Raw genomic sequence first — 17,802 nt, forward strand, 5'->3', positions numbered from 1 at the left:
TGTCCTCTTTTTTGATACAAAAAAATCCTGTTAACAGCTTATCACAGAGATAAGTCATCAACAGGAAAAATTATAGAGCCGCTTTTTTTATGTCTATGAAATAAAAATTAGAATGAATGCGCTTAAAAAGAACAATGCTAAAATGAGGGAGTAACAAGAGGAAGTAGAATGTAGAGGTTTTATTTTGGAAGACGAAAATTCGCAAACGAAAAAAACAATAACCACTATGAGCCTTGTTTTGATGATCATTACAACGGTTTATGGTTTTGGTAATGTATCTGTTTCGTATCGGCAAATGACATATGCCGGAATTATTTGGTTTATTTTAGCCGGAATTTGTTTCTTCTTTCCAGCTGGATTAATGATGGCGGAATATGGTTCTGCTTTTCATGATGCCAAAGGTGGTATTTATTCTTGGTTAGCAGGCTCAATCGGTGAAAAATGGGCCTTTATTGGGACTTTTGTTTGGCTAGCTAACTGGGTACTATGGTTAGTTTCAAGTGCTTCTAGGCTATGGATTTCGATTTCTGCGCTTGTTTTTGGTAAGGATACCACTCAGAGTTGGAATTTCTTTGGCTTGCATGGTACACAACTAATTGGTGTTTTAGCCATTTTATTCATGATCGTATCCACCTATCTTTCTTCAAGAGGGATGACAGGGATTAAAATCATGTCATCTATTGGTGGCTGGTTTATGATTGGAATGAACTTAGTATTTATTCTGTCTAGCTTAATAGTAATTATCATGAACCACGGTCAATTAGCTCAACCAATCACTGGCTGGCAAAGCTTTATTATTTCACCTAACAAGGATTTCCAGACACCAATTACAATTATTTCATTTGTTGTTTATGCTGTCTTTGCATATGGTGGTATGGAAACTGTCGGTGGTGTTATCGATAGTATGAAGCATCCCGAAAAGGACTTCCCTAAAGGATTAATTATTGGTAGTTTATTTACCATAATTTCATATGTTTTGATGATTTTCATGACTGGGTTCTCAGTTAACTATCAAAAAGATATCGTTGAAGCAGGTGCCAACACTGGGAATATTACTTATGTTGTATATGGTACTTTAGGTAGAGCATTTGGACATGCGTTCAATCTTGATCCGCATACGAGCATCATGATTGGTGAAATTTTTACTAGAGCTATCGCATTATCTGGATTAATGGGAATGATGGGTGCATTCTTTGTTTTACTGTACTCACCAGTTAAGTCATTTATTATGGGTTCTGACCCAAGACTGTGGCCTAAGGCTGCTACGAAGTTGAACAAGCATGGCATCCCTGCTAATGCAATGTGGGCACAAACCATCTTTGTCTGCTTGCTAATTGCGGTTGTTTCCTTTGGTGGTAGTGCCGCAACCAGCTTTTATCAGATTTTGACAGATATGGGCAATGTCGCAGCTACTGCACCATATATTTTCTTAATCGGTGCATTTCCATTTTTCCTTAAAAAAGATTACCCACGTAAATTTAGAGTATTTACAAATTATAAATGGACTGTGGCTTTAGTTGTATTCGTAGAAATTATTGTCTGCACTGGAATTCTCTTTACGGTTTTGCAGCCAGTTCTTGAACACAGATATGCGACAGCATTTTGGACAGGATTTGGTCCGATCTTCTTTGGCTTGGTAGCTTATATCTTTTATCGGACTTCTAAAAAGAAGCATGGATTAAAAGATTTAGATTAAAAAAGACAAAAAATAAAAGCTTGCATTCGCAAGCTTTTTTTCTATGCCAAAGTGGTGATGTCATTAAATTTAGGTAAATTATCAACGAATTTTTCATAGGCATGTTGTTCATTAGTTTCTGAAACTTTGACATTTGAAAAGTTGGCATTTCGTAAATCAGCTTCAGAAATATCAATTTGATGAGTAAATGTCGCATTCCCAGTTAGTTCAATCCAATATTCATTATCATCATAGTGAACTTTTGTCTTAACCATGCCGCCAGGATTAAAGACGGAGATGTGTGAATTAATATCAACCTTGTCGGGATGCGTTAATAAAAGGGCTAATGAAGTAGCCGACATACCAGTACCACATGCATTGGTAAAGCCAACGCCACGCTCATATGTGCGAACGAATAACTTATTTTTGTCTAAGATTTGGGCGAAGTTAACATTTACGCCATCGGTGAAGTAAGGATTCTTACTGTTTAATCTCTTACCGACAATGCCTAAAATTGGGCCAGAAATTTGTTCTTGGCTGACAAAACTAATTAGGTGAGGATTAGGCACGGCAATAGAAGTAAAACGCAAGCCTGGATAGAGTTCAGGGACAAAATTGTCGATTAGGCGGTCATGGCCCAAATTAGTGAAAGGCAAAGCTTCTTTGTTAAATCTAACTGGTGAAATTTCAACTGAATAAGCTGGTACGTCTTGAGCAAAATCGGCTTCTTTGTGAACGCGTAAGCTGGCATTCATGGTATCAACTAAGAAATGATCTTGATGATACTTTTCGCTTAAATAGCGGGCAACAGTTCTAAGACCATTACCACACATTGAAGCTTCGCTACCGTCTTCGTTGATTACGCGCATTTGTGCTAAGGCATGTTCGCGAACAGGCTTATTAATTGCTAAAACGCCATCTGCACCGTTTAAAATTCCAGTTTGAGAATTGGTGATTTTTTTAGTAAAAGTTCTCAATTCTTCGTCAGTTAATGGCTTGTCTAATTCAGTCTGATCCAAAATGAAGAAATGATTTTGAGAACCGTGAACTTTTAATAATTTAACCATGTTGCACCTTCCTAATTGAAAAATTCTTGATAAATGATTTTAACTGCTTCGTCAGCTTTTTCTTTCTTGGTACCGATCATCATTGAGATTTGGGATGCACCTTGATTGATCATTCGTGGAGAAATCCCTTGTTCATCTAAGGAATCCAAGATTTGACGACTAACGCCATCAGTTTGCTTCATTCCTTCACCAACAACCATGATAATAGCATAGTCATCTATCCATTCTAGTTGATCTGGATTGATTGTAGCTTGGATTTCATTACAAATTTGATCGATTAATTGGTCATTCAAAAAGTCATTATTAAAAATAATTGTAATGTCGTCAATACCAGAAGGCATGTGTTCGTAAGGAACGTTGTGGTTGTACAAAATTTGCAAAATGCGGAGGGTAAAGCCGGCTTCTTTGTTTAACAAGTATTTATGTAAATATAAAGCAGAGAAGTGTTTTTGACTAGTTACGCCTGTAATAGTGTTATCTGGTGAAAAATTCTTTTCTGGCACGATCATGGTTCCTGGGTTTTCAGGTTCATGCGTGTTTTTAACATTAATTGGAATTTGACCTTGAATTGCTGGAATTAAAGCTTCATCGTGAAAAACAGAAAAGCCGGCATAAGACAATTCACGCATTTCACGGTAAGTCATCTTTTTGATAGATTCTGGGTGATCCACAATATTTGGATTGGCAGCGAAAATTCCGTTAACATCAGTAAAGTTTTCATATAAATCAGCATGGAAGCCGCGAGCTAAAATTGCTCCTGTAATATCGGAACCGCCACGTGAAAATGTAGCAATATGGCCGGATGGAGTGATACCGAAAAAGCCAGGGAAGATGATTCGTTCATCTTTAGCAATTTTTACTTGATCCAGGTTTAAATAGCTTTCTGGATTAACTAGGGCATCATTAGGTTCACCTGTTACGATTAAGCCAGCTTCGGTTGGATCAAGAAATCTACTTTTTATATTCTTGTGTTGCAAAATAAGTGCAATTAAACGTGCATTAAGTCGCTCGCCATGTGCTTTAAATGCAGCCATTAAATAATCATCATTAGGATATTTTTTATCTGGCAAAGCTAATAAAATATTTTTAATTACTTGTAATTCTTGGTCACTTAAGCCAAAGTAATGACCAATTTCTTGATAGCGAGCAAAAATTTGTTCAACAATTTCAGTTGTGTTTTCTTTATTTAAAACTTCGTTTGCATATTTGATTAAAAGATCAGTTACTTTGATATCTGCACTGTCTCTTTTTCCGGGTGCAGAAACTACAACAACTTGTCTTTGTGGATCGCTCAAAATAATATTTAATGCTTGCTCTACACTAGAGCCGCTGGCTAAAGAACTGCCTCCAAATTTTACGACTTTCATAACATAACTCCTTAGTGACGATTTTCAGAAATCATTAATCTGAAATAATAAAGTTAAACTAAATTCAGTTGAATTTTAACATTATTTTTTAATCATGCAACTAAATGGCGATAATATCAAGTATTAAAATTTTGCAAATATAATTTAAATTAAATTTTTATAATAAAACTGTTGACTAAATTTTCATAAAACTGTAGACTACAGTTAAATCATAGAGGTGCAGCTGACAAGAGTAGCAATTATGAGTTAGGCACAATGAAGATTAATTGTGAAAGGGGAAGTTGCCGAAGCTTAAATCATGCCAAAGAATTAAGCTGGGTCGCAGTTTAATAAATTGCGGACTGTCGCGAAAAACTCGCGGAGCGCTATCGACCATTAGATTAAGCAAAAACTAATCCATTGTTTGTTTGGCGCAGACAATGGATTTTTTGATTAGCGTTTCGGCAAAATAAGAATGGAGACGAAACATGAATCCTCAAATTTTAGCAAATCAAATCAATGAAAAAGGACATTTAACTATTGGCGGTGTTGATACAGTAGATTTAGCCGCAAAATATGGCACACCACTAGTAGTTTATGATGTTGAACAGATTCGCAATCAAATTAGAGCTTTTAAGAAAGTATTTGAAGAAGAACAAGTTAATTACGCAGTTAGTTATGCTAGCAAAGCTTTTGCATGTATTGCGATGTATCAGGTAGCTAATGAAGAGGGAGCCTACACTGATGTTGTTTCAGCAGGAGAGCTTTATACCGCGTTGAAGGCAAACTTTCCTACAGAACGTATTAGTTTTCATGGCAATAATAAATCACTTTTTGAACTTGAAATGGCTGTGAAAAATCATGTAGGCAAAATTATTATTGATAATTTCCATGAAATTAAATTATTGGACCAGGTTTTGCGCGAGCAAGATGCCAAGATCAATGTAATGTTAAGAATTACGCCAGGTATCTCAGCTCATACGCATGAATATGATCAAACAGGCCAAGTTGATAGTAAATTTGGTTTTGATCTTGAATCAGGACAAGCCGATTTAGCCTTAGAGCAAGTTTTAGCTAATTCAAGAATGAATATGGTAGGAATTCATGCTCATATTGGTTCACAGATCTTTGAATTAAATGGCTTTGAAATGGCTGCTAAAAAGTTGATGGAAGTTGCCGAAAATTGGCGCAGTCAATACGGTTATACAGCTAAAGTAATCAATGTAGGTGGCGGATTTGGTATTAAATATACCGCCGAAGATAATCCACTAAAGCCTGAAGAATTTGTTCAAGCTATTGTAAAAACAATTAAGCAAGAGGCAAAAGAAGCTTCTTATCCAATTCCTGAAATTGATATTGAACCAGGACGTTCAATCGTTGGACCAGCTGGATATAACCTATATACCACAGGCAGTCGCAAAGTAATTCCTGGTCACCGCGCTTATGTTACTGTTGACGGCGGAATGGGCGATAACATTCGTCCAGCATTATATGATGCAAAATATGAAACGGTTTTGGCCACTGATCCTAATGCACCACTTACCGAACATGTCAGAATTGCTGGTAAGTACTGCGAAAGCGGTGATATCTTAGCAGAAAATCAAGCACTTCCAGAAACCAAGCCAGGTTCACTTTTAGCAATGCTTGATACTGGAGCATATGGCTATTCGATGGCTTCAAACTATAACCGTAATCCTCGCCCAGCAGTTATCTTTACAGAAAATGGCAAAGCAAAACTAGTTATTAAGAGAGAAAGCTTAGAAGATTTAGTTCACTTAGATCAATCATATGAAGATTAATATAGGAAGGTAAAATCATGGCAGAATTAGATGCAAAAAGCATTATTGAATACATTGGCAATGCACCAAAGAAAACACCAGTCAAAGTTTTTATTAAAGGAAAAATTGATCAACTTGATTTTCCAAAAGAAATTGAGAATTTTACTGAAAATAGCTTTGGCGTAATTTTTGGTGATTGGAAAGATGTTGAACCATTCCTAAAAGAAAATAAGGATTTGATTACTGATTATCGTATTGAAAATGATGCCAGAAATTCAGCAGTTCCACTACTTGATTTAAAGAAGTTTGATGCTCGAATTGAACCAGGTGCAATTATTCGTGACCGAGTAGCTATTGGTAAGAACGCAGTGATCATGATGGGCGCAATTATCAATATTGGTGCTGAAATTGGTGATGACACAATGATTGATATGGGTGTTGTCTTAGGTGGACGTGCAATTGTTGGTAAGCATTGTCATATTGGTGCCGGTAGTGTCTTAGCCGGCGTTATTGAGCCAGCTTCAGCTAAACCTGTTGTAATTGAAGATAACGTTGTAATGGGAGCTAATGCGGTAGTAATTGAAGGTGTTCACGTTGGTGAAGGTGCTGTAATTGCCGCTGGTGCCGTAGTTACTAAGGATGTTGCACCACACACAATGGTTGCCGGTGTTCCTGCTAGAGTAATTAAAAAAGTTGACGAAAAGACCGAAAGCAAGACAGGTCTTGAGGATGATCTAAGAAAGATTTAAAATGGCAGTTTTAACTGAAGAAGAATTAATTAAGGTAAGAAGACATTTGCATGAAATTCCTGAACTTGCACTGCAGGAAAAAGAAACACATGCGTATTTGCTAGAAGTAATTCGAAATTTTAAGCAAGATTATTTAACAATTAAAGTTCCAGAAGATTTACCTACTGCAATATTAGTTTTAGTTAAAGGTACAGATCCTAAAAGAACGATTGGCTATCGAACTGATATCGATGCTTTACCGGTCACCGAAAAGACTAATTTACCATTTGCTTCAAAAAATGAAGGCGTGATGCATGCTTGTGGTCATGATATTCACATGAGCGTAGCGTTGGGATTACTTAGTTATTTTAGTGAAAATCAACCTAAAGATAATTTGCTTTTCTTCTTTCAACCAGCTGAAGAAAGCGAAAGCGGTGGCAAGCAAGCTTTTGAAAAAGGCGTCTTTGAAGGTAAATTTAAACCAGATGAGTTTTATGGTTTGCATGATAATCCAGCATTGCCAGCTGGCAGCATCGGCTGCAGAATGGGAACCTTGTTTGCTGGAACAACGGAGATCAACATTGATCTTTATGGAAAAGGCGGTCATGCAGCTTTTCCTCAAAATGCAAATGACACGGTTGTTGCCGCAGCCAATTTAATTATGCAAATTCAAACAATTATTTCACGCAGTATTGACCCAATTCAAAGTGGAGTAATTACATTAGGCAAAGTTGAAGCTGGCACAATCAGAAACGTGATTGCTGGTCACACTAGAATTGAAGGAACTCTACGTGGTTTAACGCAAGAGATGATCTTACATATTGATAAAAGATTGCAGGACCTCTGTGAAGGGATTGCTCGCAGCTACAATATGGAAGTTAAATTGGATTTGAATCAAGGTGGCTATTGGCCAGTTGAAAACGATCCAAAATTAACTGAAAACTTCATCTCTTATATGAAGCAAAATAAAGATGTTGATTATATTGAAACTGAGCCTAAGATGACAGGAGAAGACTTCGGCTTCTTACTAGCAAAGTTTCCAGGGACTATGTTTTGGTTAGGTGTAGGTGATCCTGATTCAGAACTTCATTCAGCAACGCTCAATCCGGATGAAAAAAGTATTCAACGTGGTGTTGATGCAATTAAAGGATTTTTAATTAATAGAATGGGGAAATAAAATGGCTACATTAATTGATTCTGATTTATTAACGGCGATTGCAACGCCATTTGATGAAAATAATAAGATTGATTTTGACAGCTTGGAAAAATTAGTCAATCGATTGATCAATTTGGGATGCAATGGCTTTGTTGTGGGAGGCACTACAGGTGAAACTCCTACTCTTAGCCACGATGAAAAAATTTCTTTGTACAAGCATTTTGGTCAAATCGTTAATGGCCGTGTACCTGTTATTGCTGGTACAGGAAGCAATAATACTGCAGAAACAATTGAATTTACTAATGAAGTAGCAAAAATTGATGGCATTGATTATACCTTGGTAGTGGTTCCACCTTACAACAAGCCTAACCAACGCAGCATGATTGCTCACTTTACCGCCGTTAATGAAAAAACTGAGATGCCAATCTTGATTTACAACATTCCAGGTAGAACTGGCGTCAAGATGGAAAAAGAGACAGTGGTTCAATTATCACATTTAAAGAATATTAAAGGTATCAAGCAATGTGCTTCTTTAGAAGAATTAGAGTACATTATTGAAAATAAAGATGAAGATTTCCAAGTCTTTACAGGTGAAGATACACAAGCTTTAACTGCACGTTTACTTGGAGCAAATGGTGTTATTTCTGTCGCAAGTCACATCTACACTAAAGAAATGCGTCAAATGTATAACTCATTATATGAAGGAAATTATCCAAGAGCAGCCAAGATCCAACGCTGGTTAACACCAAAGATGCAAGCTTTATTCATGTATCCATCTCCATCCCCTGTTAAGGCTGTGCTTAATGCTCAAGGCTTTAAGATGGGCGGATGCCGTTTACCACTAGTAAGTTTAAACGACGAAGAAAAGACAAATTTGGCTAAGCATTTAGGACTAGCTGATAATGCTTTGATGCAAAAATTGCCACTTGATTTAGGAAAGGAATTAGAAAATGACTAAAAAAGTATTGGTTGCTGGATTTACTGGTGCAATGGGACAAAAAGCCGTTAACTTGGTTAACAGAACAGACGGTTTTGAAGTAGTTGCTGGTATGTCACCTACAGCTACAAGTGATGATCCTAAAGAATACAATTTGCCTGCTGAAGCTAAAATTTATAAGAGTCTAGATGAAATTCCTGATCGTGCAGCAGATATTTGGATCGATTTTACTACACCTAAAGCAGTTTATAATAATGTCAAGTTTGCTTTAGAACACCATATTTCTCCAGTAGTTGGTACAACTGGAATGAGTGATGAGCAAGAAGCTGAATTGATTAAAATTTCTCAAAAGGAAAAAGTTGGCGGCTTAATTGCACCAAACTTTGGTATGTCAGCTGTACTTTTGATGAAATTTGCTAAAGAAGCAGCTAAATACTTCCCTGATGTAGAAATTATTGAAATGCACCATGCAGATAAGCAAGATGCACCATCAGGTACTGCTTTGGCTACTGCCAAGATGATTGCTGAAAATAGACCTGAACATCAAACTGCACCAAATGAAGTAGAGACTTTGAAAAACGTCCGCGGTGGAGATTATCAAGGTATTAAAATTCACTCAGTTCGTTTACCAGGCTATATTGCCCATGAACAAGTTTTATTCGGTGGACCTGGTGAAGCCTTGACTATTAGACAAGATTCATTTGATCGTGAAAGCTTTATGAGTGGCGTAAAAGTAGCTATCGAAAAAGTTGATCAACTCGATGAATTGGTAATTGGATTGGAAAATATTTTATAAAGGAGAAAGCTTATGCCAGAATTAGCTAACGACTTAGGACTAAGCAAGAAAATTACTAACGTAAAGGCTTCAGGGATTAGAATCTTTGATAATAAAGTTTCAACTATTCCTGGTATTATCAAGTTGACTTTAGGTGAACCTGATATGAATACTCCTGAACATGTCAAAAAAGCAGCAATCAAGAGTATTGAAGATAATGATTCACACTATGCTCCACAAAAAGGAAAGCTTGAATTAAGAAAAGCAATCAGTAAATATTTGAAAAAAGTAACTGGAATTGACTATGACCCAGAAACAGAAATTGTAGTTACAGTTGGTGCAACTGAAGCAATTAATGCTACGCTTTTTGCAATTTCTAATCCAGGTGATAAAGTCGCAATTCCTACGCCTGTTTTCTCATTATATTGGCCTGTAGCTACATTAGCTGATGCAGACTATGTTTTAATGAATACTTCAAAAGATGGCTTCAAGTTAACACCTGCAAAGCTAGAAGAAACTATTAAAGAGAATCCAACGATTAAAGCTGTGATTTTGAACTATCCAACTAACCCTACTGGTGTTGAATATAGCGAAGATGAAATTAAAGCTTTAGCTAAGGTAATTAAGGATCATCACTTGTATGTAATTACAGATGAAATCTACAGCACTTTAACTTATGGTGTTAAGCACTATTCAATTGCCAGTTTAATTCCAGAAAGAGCAATTTATATTTCTGGCTTATCTAAGTCTCATGCGATGACTGGTTATCGATTAGGTTATGTTGCCGGTCCTGCAAAGATTATGGCAGAAATTGGTAAAGTTCATGGCTTAATGGTTACGACTACAACAGATTCATCACAAGCGGCTGCAATTGAAGCACTTGAGAATGGGTTAGATGATCCAGAAGAATATAGAAAAGTTTATCAAAAGCGTCGTGACTATGTTTTAAAGGAATTGGCTGAGATGGGGATGCAAGCAGTTAAGCCTGAAGGTGCATTCTACATTTTTGCTAAAATTCCAGCTAAATATGGTCAAGACGATATGCAATTTGCATTGGATTTAGCCTTTAAAGAAAAGGTGGGAATTACTCCAGGTAGTGCATTTGGTGATGGCGGCGAAGGATACGTCAGATTATCTTATGCATCAAGTGACGAAAACTTGCACGAAGCAATGAAGCGAATGAAGAAATTTTTAAAAGAGGACGAATAATGGTTAAGGAATATAATGTTGCAATTTTAGGTGCTACTGGTGCCGTTGGTAGAAGAATGATTGATCAATTAGCTAAGTCAACTATTCCTGTAAAAAGTGTTAAGTTATTAGCTTCTAGCCGTTCAGCAGGCACTGTTTTAAAATTTAGAGATCAAGACTTAACAGTTGAAGAAACTACACCTGATTCTTTTGATGGAATTGATTTGGTTTTATCTTCAGCCGGTGGTGCTGTTTCTAAGAAATTCTTGCCAGAGGCAGTTAAGCGTGGGGCAGTTTGTGTAGACAATACTAGTGCCTTCAGAATGGAAGAAGATGTACCACTAGTTGTTCCAGAAGTTAACCCTGAAGCATTAAAGAACCATCATGGCATTATTGCTAATCCAAACTGTTCTACTATTCAAATGGTTATGGCGCTTGAACCAATCAGAAGAAAGTTTGGTTTAAAGCAAATTATTGTTTCAACTTATCAAGCAGCTTCTGGTGCAGGTCAAGCTGCAATTAATGAATTGAAAAAAGAAGCACAAGATTATTTGGATGGTAAAGATATGCAAGAAGATGCTCATATTTTGCCAACTAAAGGTGATAAGAAGCATTACCCATTAGCATTTAATTTGTTGCCTCAAATCGATGTCTTAGAAGATAGTGGTTATTCACACGAAGAATGGAAGATGATCCACGAAACTAAGAAGATTATGTTAGGCGATATGAATGCCAAGGATATCAAGGTAACTGCAACTTGTGTTAGAGTTCCAGTTCCAATTGCTCACGGTGAAAGTGTCTACTTTACTGTTGAAGATGAAAGTGCAACAACTCAAGATATTATGGATGCTGTAGCTAACTTCCCAGGTGTTGTCTTAGAAGATGATATTAAGCATCAAATTTACCCACAACCAATTAATGCGGCAGGTAAGCGTGAAACCTTTGTTGGTCGTATTCGTCCTGACTATGAAAATAAGGGTGCATTTAATATGTGGGTTGTAGCTGATAACTTGCTTAAAGGTGCAGCTTGGAATACAGTTGAAAACGCAGAATACTTAGTTAAAATGAACTTAATTTAAAGAATATAAAAAAGCACTTAGGTGCTTTTTTTCTTTGTGGTAAAATATTTCAGGATTAAATTCAAAGAGGGTACTTTATATTGAAATATAGAAAACAATTCTGGTTATTTACTGCGTTATTGATTATTATTTGCGGTTTATTTAGTGCACAATCGGTACAGGCTAAGTCTTATACCAATAGTCAATTACGTAGTTATGCAAAGAAAACAATGAAGAAGAATCATTTGCATGGGACAATCGTAATTGTGAAAAATGGTCATCGGCAAACCGTTACTTCAGGTTATGGTTACTATAAACGCCGCATTAAAAATGGTAGCAGTAAATTAGTTTATCCAGTTGGATCATTGCAAAAAATGGTTACTGCAGCTATGATCACGCAACTTATTTATAAGCATAAGTTTACGCAAAATACTAAAATATCGCGGTGGTATCCATTATTGAAAAATTCTTCTAAGATTACAGTAGGTAATCTAATGACACATACTTCTGGAATAGGAGTTAGTGGAACTGAATCAAGTCATGGTATTAGATTCTCTGAAAACGGTGCAATTAATTGGACTGTTGCTAGAGCTAATCTTTCAAGTAATACTGGTTTAAATAGTTTTAACTACAATAATGCTAACTATGTTTTATTAGCAGGTATTATTCGAAAAGTTACTGGTAAGTCATATGCTTCAAACCTTAAGAGCAGAATAATTAAGCCATTGCATTTGCGTCATACATATATTTATAGCAATATTCCACGTTCAAAGACAGACGCAATTTCATATTTGTATCGTCATGGTAAAAATTATCGGAGTGCTGCATATGCCAATGCTAATGTAGTTTCTCAGCTTCCTGGTGCAGGCAATATGTTTTCTACTGCAGGCGACTACTACAAGATTCAGCAGGGTATGTATAATGGTAAAATTTTATCAGCTAGTCAATTCAGCTATATGTCGCATTTAGCTTCTAAGGTAAATACTTATTCAGGTGGTTTTTACCTTAAGAATGGCGGTACATTGAAGTTAGCATATGGTAACTTCGGCAATACACACTTTGTTAACTGGATGCAATTGACGAAGGATAATAAAAACGGAATCGTAATGTTCTTAAACCAACCTCATGGCAGTAAGAACCATATTAAGAGTGTAGGTTATGGTATATTGAAGCGAATTAAAACTGGTACTTTTATTAAAAGATAGTAGCTAATAAAAAAAGAAGAGCTTGAAGCCCTTCTTTTTTGCTATCTATGACTTTTTGGCATATTAGGTCGCTGGCTGAATAATTCGCCTACCAGCTTGAAGAAACCATATGCAATTAGCAAGACTCCAATTACAATAATTGATCTGCGGTCAAATGCTCGAGGATTTACAATTACGATAATTCCCAAAGCAAAAGCAATGATTGCTTCAATACCTACAACAATTTTACGAAAAACTCCAGATACCCGACGCAAGATAATATTTCTGAGGCGAATATATGAATAAATAATCAAAAATAGTCCTAAGAAATAATGCGCTAAAAAGATTAAAAGCCGATTGTTAGAAATAAGTGCTGTTGATAGAGCAAATACAACTAGATAAGAGATAATAAAAAAGTTCTTTTGTCTATCTTTTAATTGAGACTTTGCAGTATTAAGTATCTGATGAACACTAAATCCAATTCCAGTAAATGCGACTAATGCACCAAAGGCACGGAGAGCATATTGCGGCAAGGTTAAACTGATGATACCTAAGAGAACCAATACCCAGCCAACGATAGTATCTGTAGAAAAGAGTGTTTTAATAATTTGTCGACTTTTAATTGTTTGCCAAATTGCGGAAAACAGCGATCCAAAGACGAATCTTGTTCTTCTAGATGAGTCAGTTAGTGAAATTAAAATTGCACCAAATTCGCCAAAACCATTGTTAGCTAATTCATTGATCTTAGTAGCTCCACCAGCACCTAAAGCTGAGAAGAGGTCATTAGTAAGTGACTCACGCTCTTCTAAAGTAGCATTACCAATCCATTGGTTAATCAATTGATTATAGATTCTAGATTGTGGATTACGGTGCTTTTTAGTATCAAAATTAGATCCAATGATTTGCCAGCTATATGCATCATGCTGACTCAAATTCTTTCTCGTACTATTGACGATAGTAGGAGTGATACCTTCTGGTTCAAACAAACGTCCGATAACACTGAATTCAGGTACGAAGCGGCGTAAAGTATTTTGCAGGTATTTTCTAGGTAATTGTGCCCCAACTTCTTCGGCAATACCTGGTGAATCAAAAGTATAAATTCGCTTAATTCGTTTACGTAATTTAGGTTCAATATTAATTGCGGCATATTCAGCTAAGTTGCCGCCTTTTGAGTGGCCACCTAAATAGTAGTCTTCGTCGTCAGCTTTTAAAATTCTTTCTAGCAGTTTAACTGCTTGCCGCTGAGCAATTGTAACTTTAAAACTAATTTCAAAGTCTTCCTTCCAGCCGATTAATGAATCATCGGTTCCGCGGAAGGCAATAAAATTAGTACCGTCAGTTAGCGAAATTTTTATAGCACTAAACTGCGTGTGTTCAGTTAAAGTACTGACAAAATATGATAATTCAGCATCTTTAAATCGATCAGCTTTAGCCATTAATTTGAATAAATCTTGATATTGCTTAGCGTCTGTACGTTCATGATTTGCCGCAAAGTATATTTTAGCGGCTTTTTCCAAAGTGATTGTTTTACTGCCACTATCAACGATATCCGGTAATTCTAGATATGAAAAAATCGATAAAACTAGTGCGTCAATATCATTAAAAGGTGATGTGCTAAAGTCAACATCACCACGCCACTTTAAATATGTAAGAATATTGTTATCTGGATACATTTCTACCATCTTCAATTGAAAAATTTAATTCCCATATCAATTTTAACTTAACTATTGATTGATAGCGTAATGAAAAAAGATCTTTTGGTATAAACTTCAAAAGATCTTAAATATTATAATAACATTTGTAATTATATGCGGTATAATAAAACAGGTAGAAGGGGATTCTTACTACCTGCGTTGGGTCATAATAAGGACTTATAAAACATTTTGACCCAGAACTTAGTATATCAATTATGTTTGAATAATGATATACCTAATTGTAACTTTTTCTTTTATATCCTTTATAAAAATGCTTTCATAGAGATATGAAAGTATTTTTTGTTTAGAAAAGAGGATCATATTATGTTAAAAGATGGAAAGTATTCGGCTCAAGCTAGAGGAATGGCTGGTTTTGTTGGAGTTGAATTAGAAATTAATAATAACAAGATAACATCAGTGAATTTGGATTTATCTACTGAAACGCCTCAATATGGTCAAAAAGCAGAGAAAAAACTAAAGGATGAAATTTTGACTAAACAATCAGCAGATATCGATGCTGTTACAGGCGCTACATTTACTTCGAATGGTGTTAAAGAAGCAACAAGAGAGGCACTAGAAAAAGCAAAAAAATAACAAGTTTGTGCTCTTAATCAGATAGGTAGTGATAAAATAAACTTGTGATTTTTTAGAATAATTTGTATTTTGTTACTATATTTGGAGGAAAAATGAAAAAGACATTTAAGGGAGTTATTATTACTAGTGCTCTTCTTGCTAGTCTGTTTGTGGGAGCAACTCAGACTCATCAAGTTAGTGCCAAAAGTTTTGGCAAAGCCGTAACTAAGATTGCAGGTAACGGCAACTATGCTATTTACCACAACGTTTCTAAAGGTGGTCCTAGTGGTAAATTTACTTCAACTAAGTACTTTAAGCATGGTCAAATTCAATCTAAAGAATATGTTTCAACTAAGAAGGGTAACTTCTGGAACATTATCGTTGATGGCCGTGAAGTTGGTTGGGTTAGTGAAAAATTCTTTGCTAGAAACCAAATTTCTGTTGCAAACGATGTTTCTTTAATAAAGAATTCTGAATATTCATTCCCAACTAGAGATGCAATTAACTACGCAACTGACAGCCAAGGTACTGCCGTAAACCCAAGCAAGGTTAAAGTATCTAAGGCTTACGTAAGTACACAAGAATCAACTGTAAACTATAGCTATGGTAAGGCTAAAGCTTCATTACATATTGATGTACGTGATGGTAAGGGCGAAATGGGTGAACCAAATAAAGATCCTAAGTCCGGCTTTAAGTCAGTAACTACTTGGAATGGTGGTTCAAAGAGCTCATCTAGAAATTGGAATGCTGCTCACCATTACACTTCAGAAACCAGCAGCAATACTTTTAAGAGTAATGGCTTAACTTTAAGAACTCGTTTGTTCCAACCTCGTTTCGTCAGCTTAAGCTATGGTCAAGCTGGGGATGCAATGGGTCAAGTTGGTGTTATTCCTGAAGGTATCACTGTAAGTAATGGTGTATTTGCTACTTCAATGTTTACTAGCAGCAATAATCAACACGGCCACCTTGTTTCATACAACTTGAATGCAATTAAGAGTAAGTATGCTGCACAAAACTTGACTACTATGGGTTGGTCAACTTTTAAGTCATATGCTAACAATATTAAGGTTAGTCCATACATTAAGTTAGGTCATGGTCAATCACTTGGCTCATCATCAAGTTATATTTATGTTTTAGCTAACGACAATAACTACAATAATGGCCCTCGTTCAGAAGAAGTTCTTCAAATCCGCAAGAGTGATATGAAGATTAACAAGATCTGGACTATTAAAGTTTCTGAAGATCGTTACATTCATAACGCAACTTTCGTTGGTGACAATACTATGTATGCATTGTTCCATAATGGTGGCTACAACTGCTATGAATACTGGAAATTAACTAGAGATGGTGACAGCTGGAAGGCTACTCTAAGGGTAGATTCGTTTCTAACTCACCAGTACAAGGTTTTGCTTATGATGGTGATAACTTCTACATCGGCTTTAACGATAATATCTTTAAAGTAGGCGAAGACGGAACTGCTAAGAAGCACTACAAGTTCAACGTTAGAAGAGAAATCGAAGGTATGTCAGCTACTAGCTCCAAGCTTTATGTTCAATTTGCACAACGTGCTGAATTAACTGAAGGACATATTTAAGCATAAAAAATAGGGAAGCAAATATTTGCTTCCCTTATTTTTTTGACCTTTTTTACTTGGATCTTTCAAGAATTTCATCCATTTTCTTAAAGAAGAGATCTTTATTAGCCTTAGTTACCAAAGTTACTTCACGACCATTTGGATCACGAACGAAGCTACCTGCACTAAGTCCATCAGTAATTACTCTAGCATGAGCTTGTTCAGTTTCAACTACTTCAGGGTAAAGAGCACTGATTGTAGTTAAAACATCCCATAAGTATAATTCAGCTGATGGAACAGAAACGATCAAGCTGTAGCCTTGACCTACTAAATCCATTGCAGGGTATTTACGTAAACTTGCCCAATGTTGTCTTAATTCGTCATTTAAAGGCAATTCTTCAGTACTTTCCAGGCCAACCATTTGAATTTCAAGGTTTGAATCAAATACACGCTTAACAGCATATGGATCCCAGAAAGCATTCCATTCTTGAGTGCCATCAGCATTAACGATAGCAACATTACCATGACCATCAAGTGAGCCGCCCATCCAGTAAAGTTTCTTGATGTTCTTCTCGATATCTGGATCGGTGTCAAGAGCGCGAGCTAAGTCAGTTAATGGACCGGTCATAACTAAAGTAACTGGTTCTTTAGAATGCTTGATTTTTTCAACCATATCAAGGTGAGCAGGTAATTCTGCTTGCTTAGTATCGATATGGCCTTTTTCATTTAATATTGGTAAGTAATTAAATGAGTAAGTTGCCATGCGCCATTCGTGTGGGAATTGGTTAACAGCTCTTGAGTTGGAACGGGCAACAGTAAGATCGTCGCCACGCAAATTAAAGAGGTCGGTCATCTTGCGACATGCTTCAACGGATGGATCAATATAGCCATCGGCATCAATTGCACCTACACCTAATAATTTAATGTCTGGTGCTTGCAAAAGAAGAAGGTATGATACTAAATCGTCAATATTACCATCGTGATTAAAATAAATGTTTTTCATTGCTTTTCCTTTCTCGTATTATATAAATCGAAATAAGTCATATTGTGATAATTAATCAAATTAGTAT

At 36.1% G+C, this 17,802-nt stretch carries 14 protein-coding genes, 1 pseudogene and 1 riboswitch; of the genes and pseudogenes, 11 read left to right on the forward strand and 4 right to left on the reverse strand.

The features are described from left to right. The first annotated feature begins 184 nt into the window (after positions 1-184). On the forward strand, positions 185-1,696 hold the full coding sequence (gene yjeM, locus RDN22_RS08310) for a glutamate/gamma-aminobutyrate family transporter YjeM (RefSeq protein ID WP_308557413.1): 1,512 nt from the start codon (positions 185-187) through the stop codon (positions 1,694-1,696). Between the two features lie 41 nt (positions 1,697-1,737). Here the strand turns inward: yjeM and dapF are convergent, their stop codons facing one another. Further along, the gene (gene dapF, locus RDN22_RS08315; protein WP_308557414.1) at positions 1,738-2,742 is read right to left on the reverse strand and encodes a diaminopimelate epimerase; all 1,005 of its coding nucleotides are present in this window, start codon (positions 2,740-2,742) and stop codon (positions 1,738-1,740) included. An 11-nt stretch (positions 2,743-2,753) separates the two neighbouring features. Further along, positions 2,754-4,109, reverse strand: coding sequence for an aspartate kinase (locus RDN22_RS08320; protein WP_308557416.1), 1,356 nt, complete (start codon positions 4,107-4,109; stop codon positions 2,754-2,756). 204 nt (positions 4,110-4,313) lie between these two features. Further along, positions 4,314-4,485: riboswitch (Lysine riboswitch) on the forward strand. 91 nt (positions 4,486-4,576) lie between these two features. Between RDN22_RS08320 and lysA the strand changes: the two genes are divergently transcribed. From lysA to RDN22_RS08360, 8 genes are all read left to right on the forward strand, one after another. Continuing rightward, complete coding sequence (gene lysA / locus RDN22_RS08325; protein WP_308557418.1) at positions 4,577-5,887, forward strand: diaminopimelate decarboxylase; 1,311 nt, start codon at positions 4,577-4,579, stop codon at positions 5,885-5,887. Positions 5,888-5,904: 17 nt separating this feature from the next. Beyond that, a complete protein-coding gene (gene dapD, locus RDN22_RS08330; RefSeq protein WP_308557420.1) occupies positions 5,905-6,615 on the forward strand; it encodes a 2,3,4,5-tetrahydropyridine-2,6-dicarboxylate N-acetyltransferase in 711 nt (236 codons plus the stop codon). A 1-nt stretch (position 6,616) separates the two neighbouring features. Beyond that, positions 6,617-7,771 (forward strand): N-acetyldiaminopimelate deacetylase, encoded by a 1,155-nt coding sequence (locus RDN22_RS08335; protein ID WP_308557422.1) that lies wholly within the window; start codon positions 6,617-6,619, stop codon positions 7,769-7,771. A 1-nt stretch (position 7,772) separates the two neighbouring features. Next, positions 7,773-8,708, forward strand: a complete 936-nt coding sequence (dapA, locus tag RDN22_RS08340) for a 4-hydroxy-tetrahydrodipicolinate synthase (protein ID WP_308557423.1) — start codon at positions 7,773-7,775, stop codon at positions 8,706-8,708. Continuing rightward, entirely contained in the window at positions 8,701-9,483 is a 783-nt protein-coding gene (dapB, locus tag RDN22_RS08345) for a 4-hydroxy-tetrahydrodipicolinate reductase (RefSeq protein ID WP_308557425.1), read from the forward strand. Before dapA ends, dapB begins: the two co-directional genes overlap by 8 nt. A gap of 12 nt (positions 9,484-9,495) precedes the next feature. Next, complete coding sequence (locus RDN22_RS08350) at positions 9,496-10,671, forward strand: aminotransferase class I/II-fold pyridoxal phosphate-dependent enzyme (RefSeq protein ID WP_308557427.1); 1,176 nt, start codon at positions 9,496-9,498, stop codon at positions 10,669-10,671. Next, entirely contained in the window at positions 10,671-11,729 is a 1,059-nt protein-coding gene (locus tag RDN22_RS08355; RefSeq protein WP_308557429.1) for an aspartate-semialdehyde dehydrogenase, read from the forward strand. The genes RDN22_RS08350 and RDN22_RS08355 overlap by 1 nt, the downstream gene beginning before the upstream one ends. Positions 11,730-11,848: 119 nt before the next feature. Then, on the forward strand, positions 11,849-12,913 hold the full coding sequence (locus RDN22_RS08360; RefSeq protein WP_374043096.1) for a serine hydrolase domain-containing protein: 1,065 nt from the start codon (positions 11,849-11,851) through the stop codon (positions 12,911-12,913). A 41-nt stretch (positions 12,914-12,954) separates the two neighbouring features. Here RDN22_RS08360 and RDN22_RS08365 read toward each other — a convergent pair whose 3' ends face one another. Continuing rightward, positions 12,955-14,565, reverse strand: a complete 1,611-nt coding sequence (locus tag RDN22_RS08365; RefSeq protein ID WP_308557432.1) for an Mbeg1-like protein — start codon at positions 14,563-14,565, stop codon at positions 12,955-12,957. Between the two features lie 345 nt (positions 14,566-14,910). Between RDN22_RS08365 and RDN22_RS08370 the strand changes: the two genes are divergently transcribed. Together RDN22_RS08370 and RDN22_RS08375 are read left to right on the forward strand one after the other, a co-directional pair. After that, a complete protein-coding gene (locus RDN22_RS08370; protein WP_308557434.1) occupies positions 14,911-15,180 on the forward strand; it encodes an FMN-binding protein in 270 nt (89 codons plus the stop codon). Between the two features lie 92 nt (positions 15,181-15,272). Continuing rightward, positions 15,273-16,753 (forward strand): annotated as a pseudogene (locus RDN22_RS08375) (SH3-like domain-containing protein). 52 nt (positions 16,754-16,805) lie between these two features. On the opposite strand, the gene RDN22_RS08380 reads toward RDN22_RS08375, so the two are convergent. Continuing rightward, complete coding sequence (locus tag RDN22_RS08380; protein WP_308557437.1) at positions 16,806-17,735, reverse strand: nucleoside hydrolase; 930 nt, start codon at positions 17,733-17,735, stop codon at positions 16,806-16,808. Positions 17,736-17,802: the final 67 nt, after the last annotated feature.

This window comes from uncultured Lactobacillus sp. (genome assembly GCF_902491705.1).
GTDB lineage: Bacteria > Bacillota > Bacilli > Lactobacillales > Lactobacillaceae > Lactobacillus.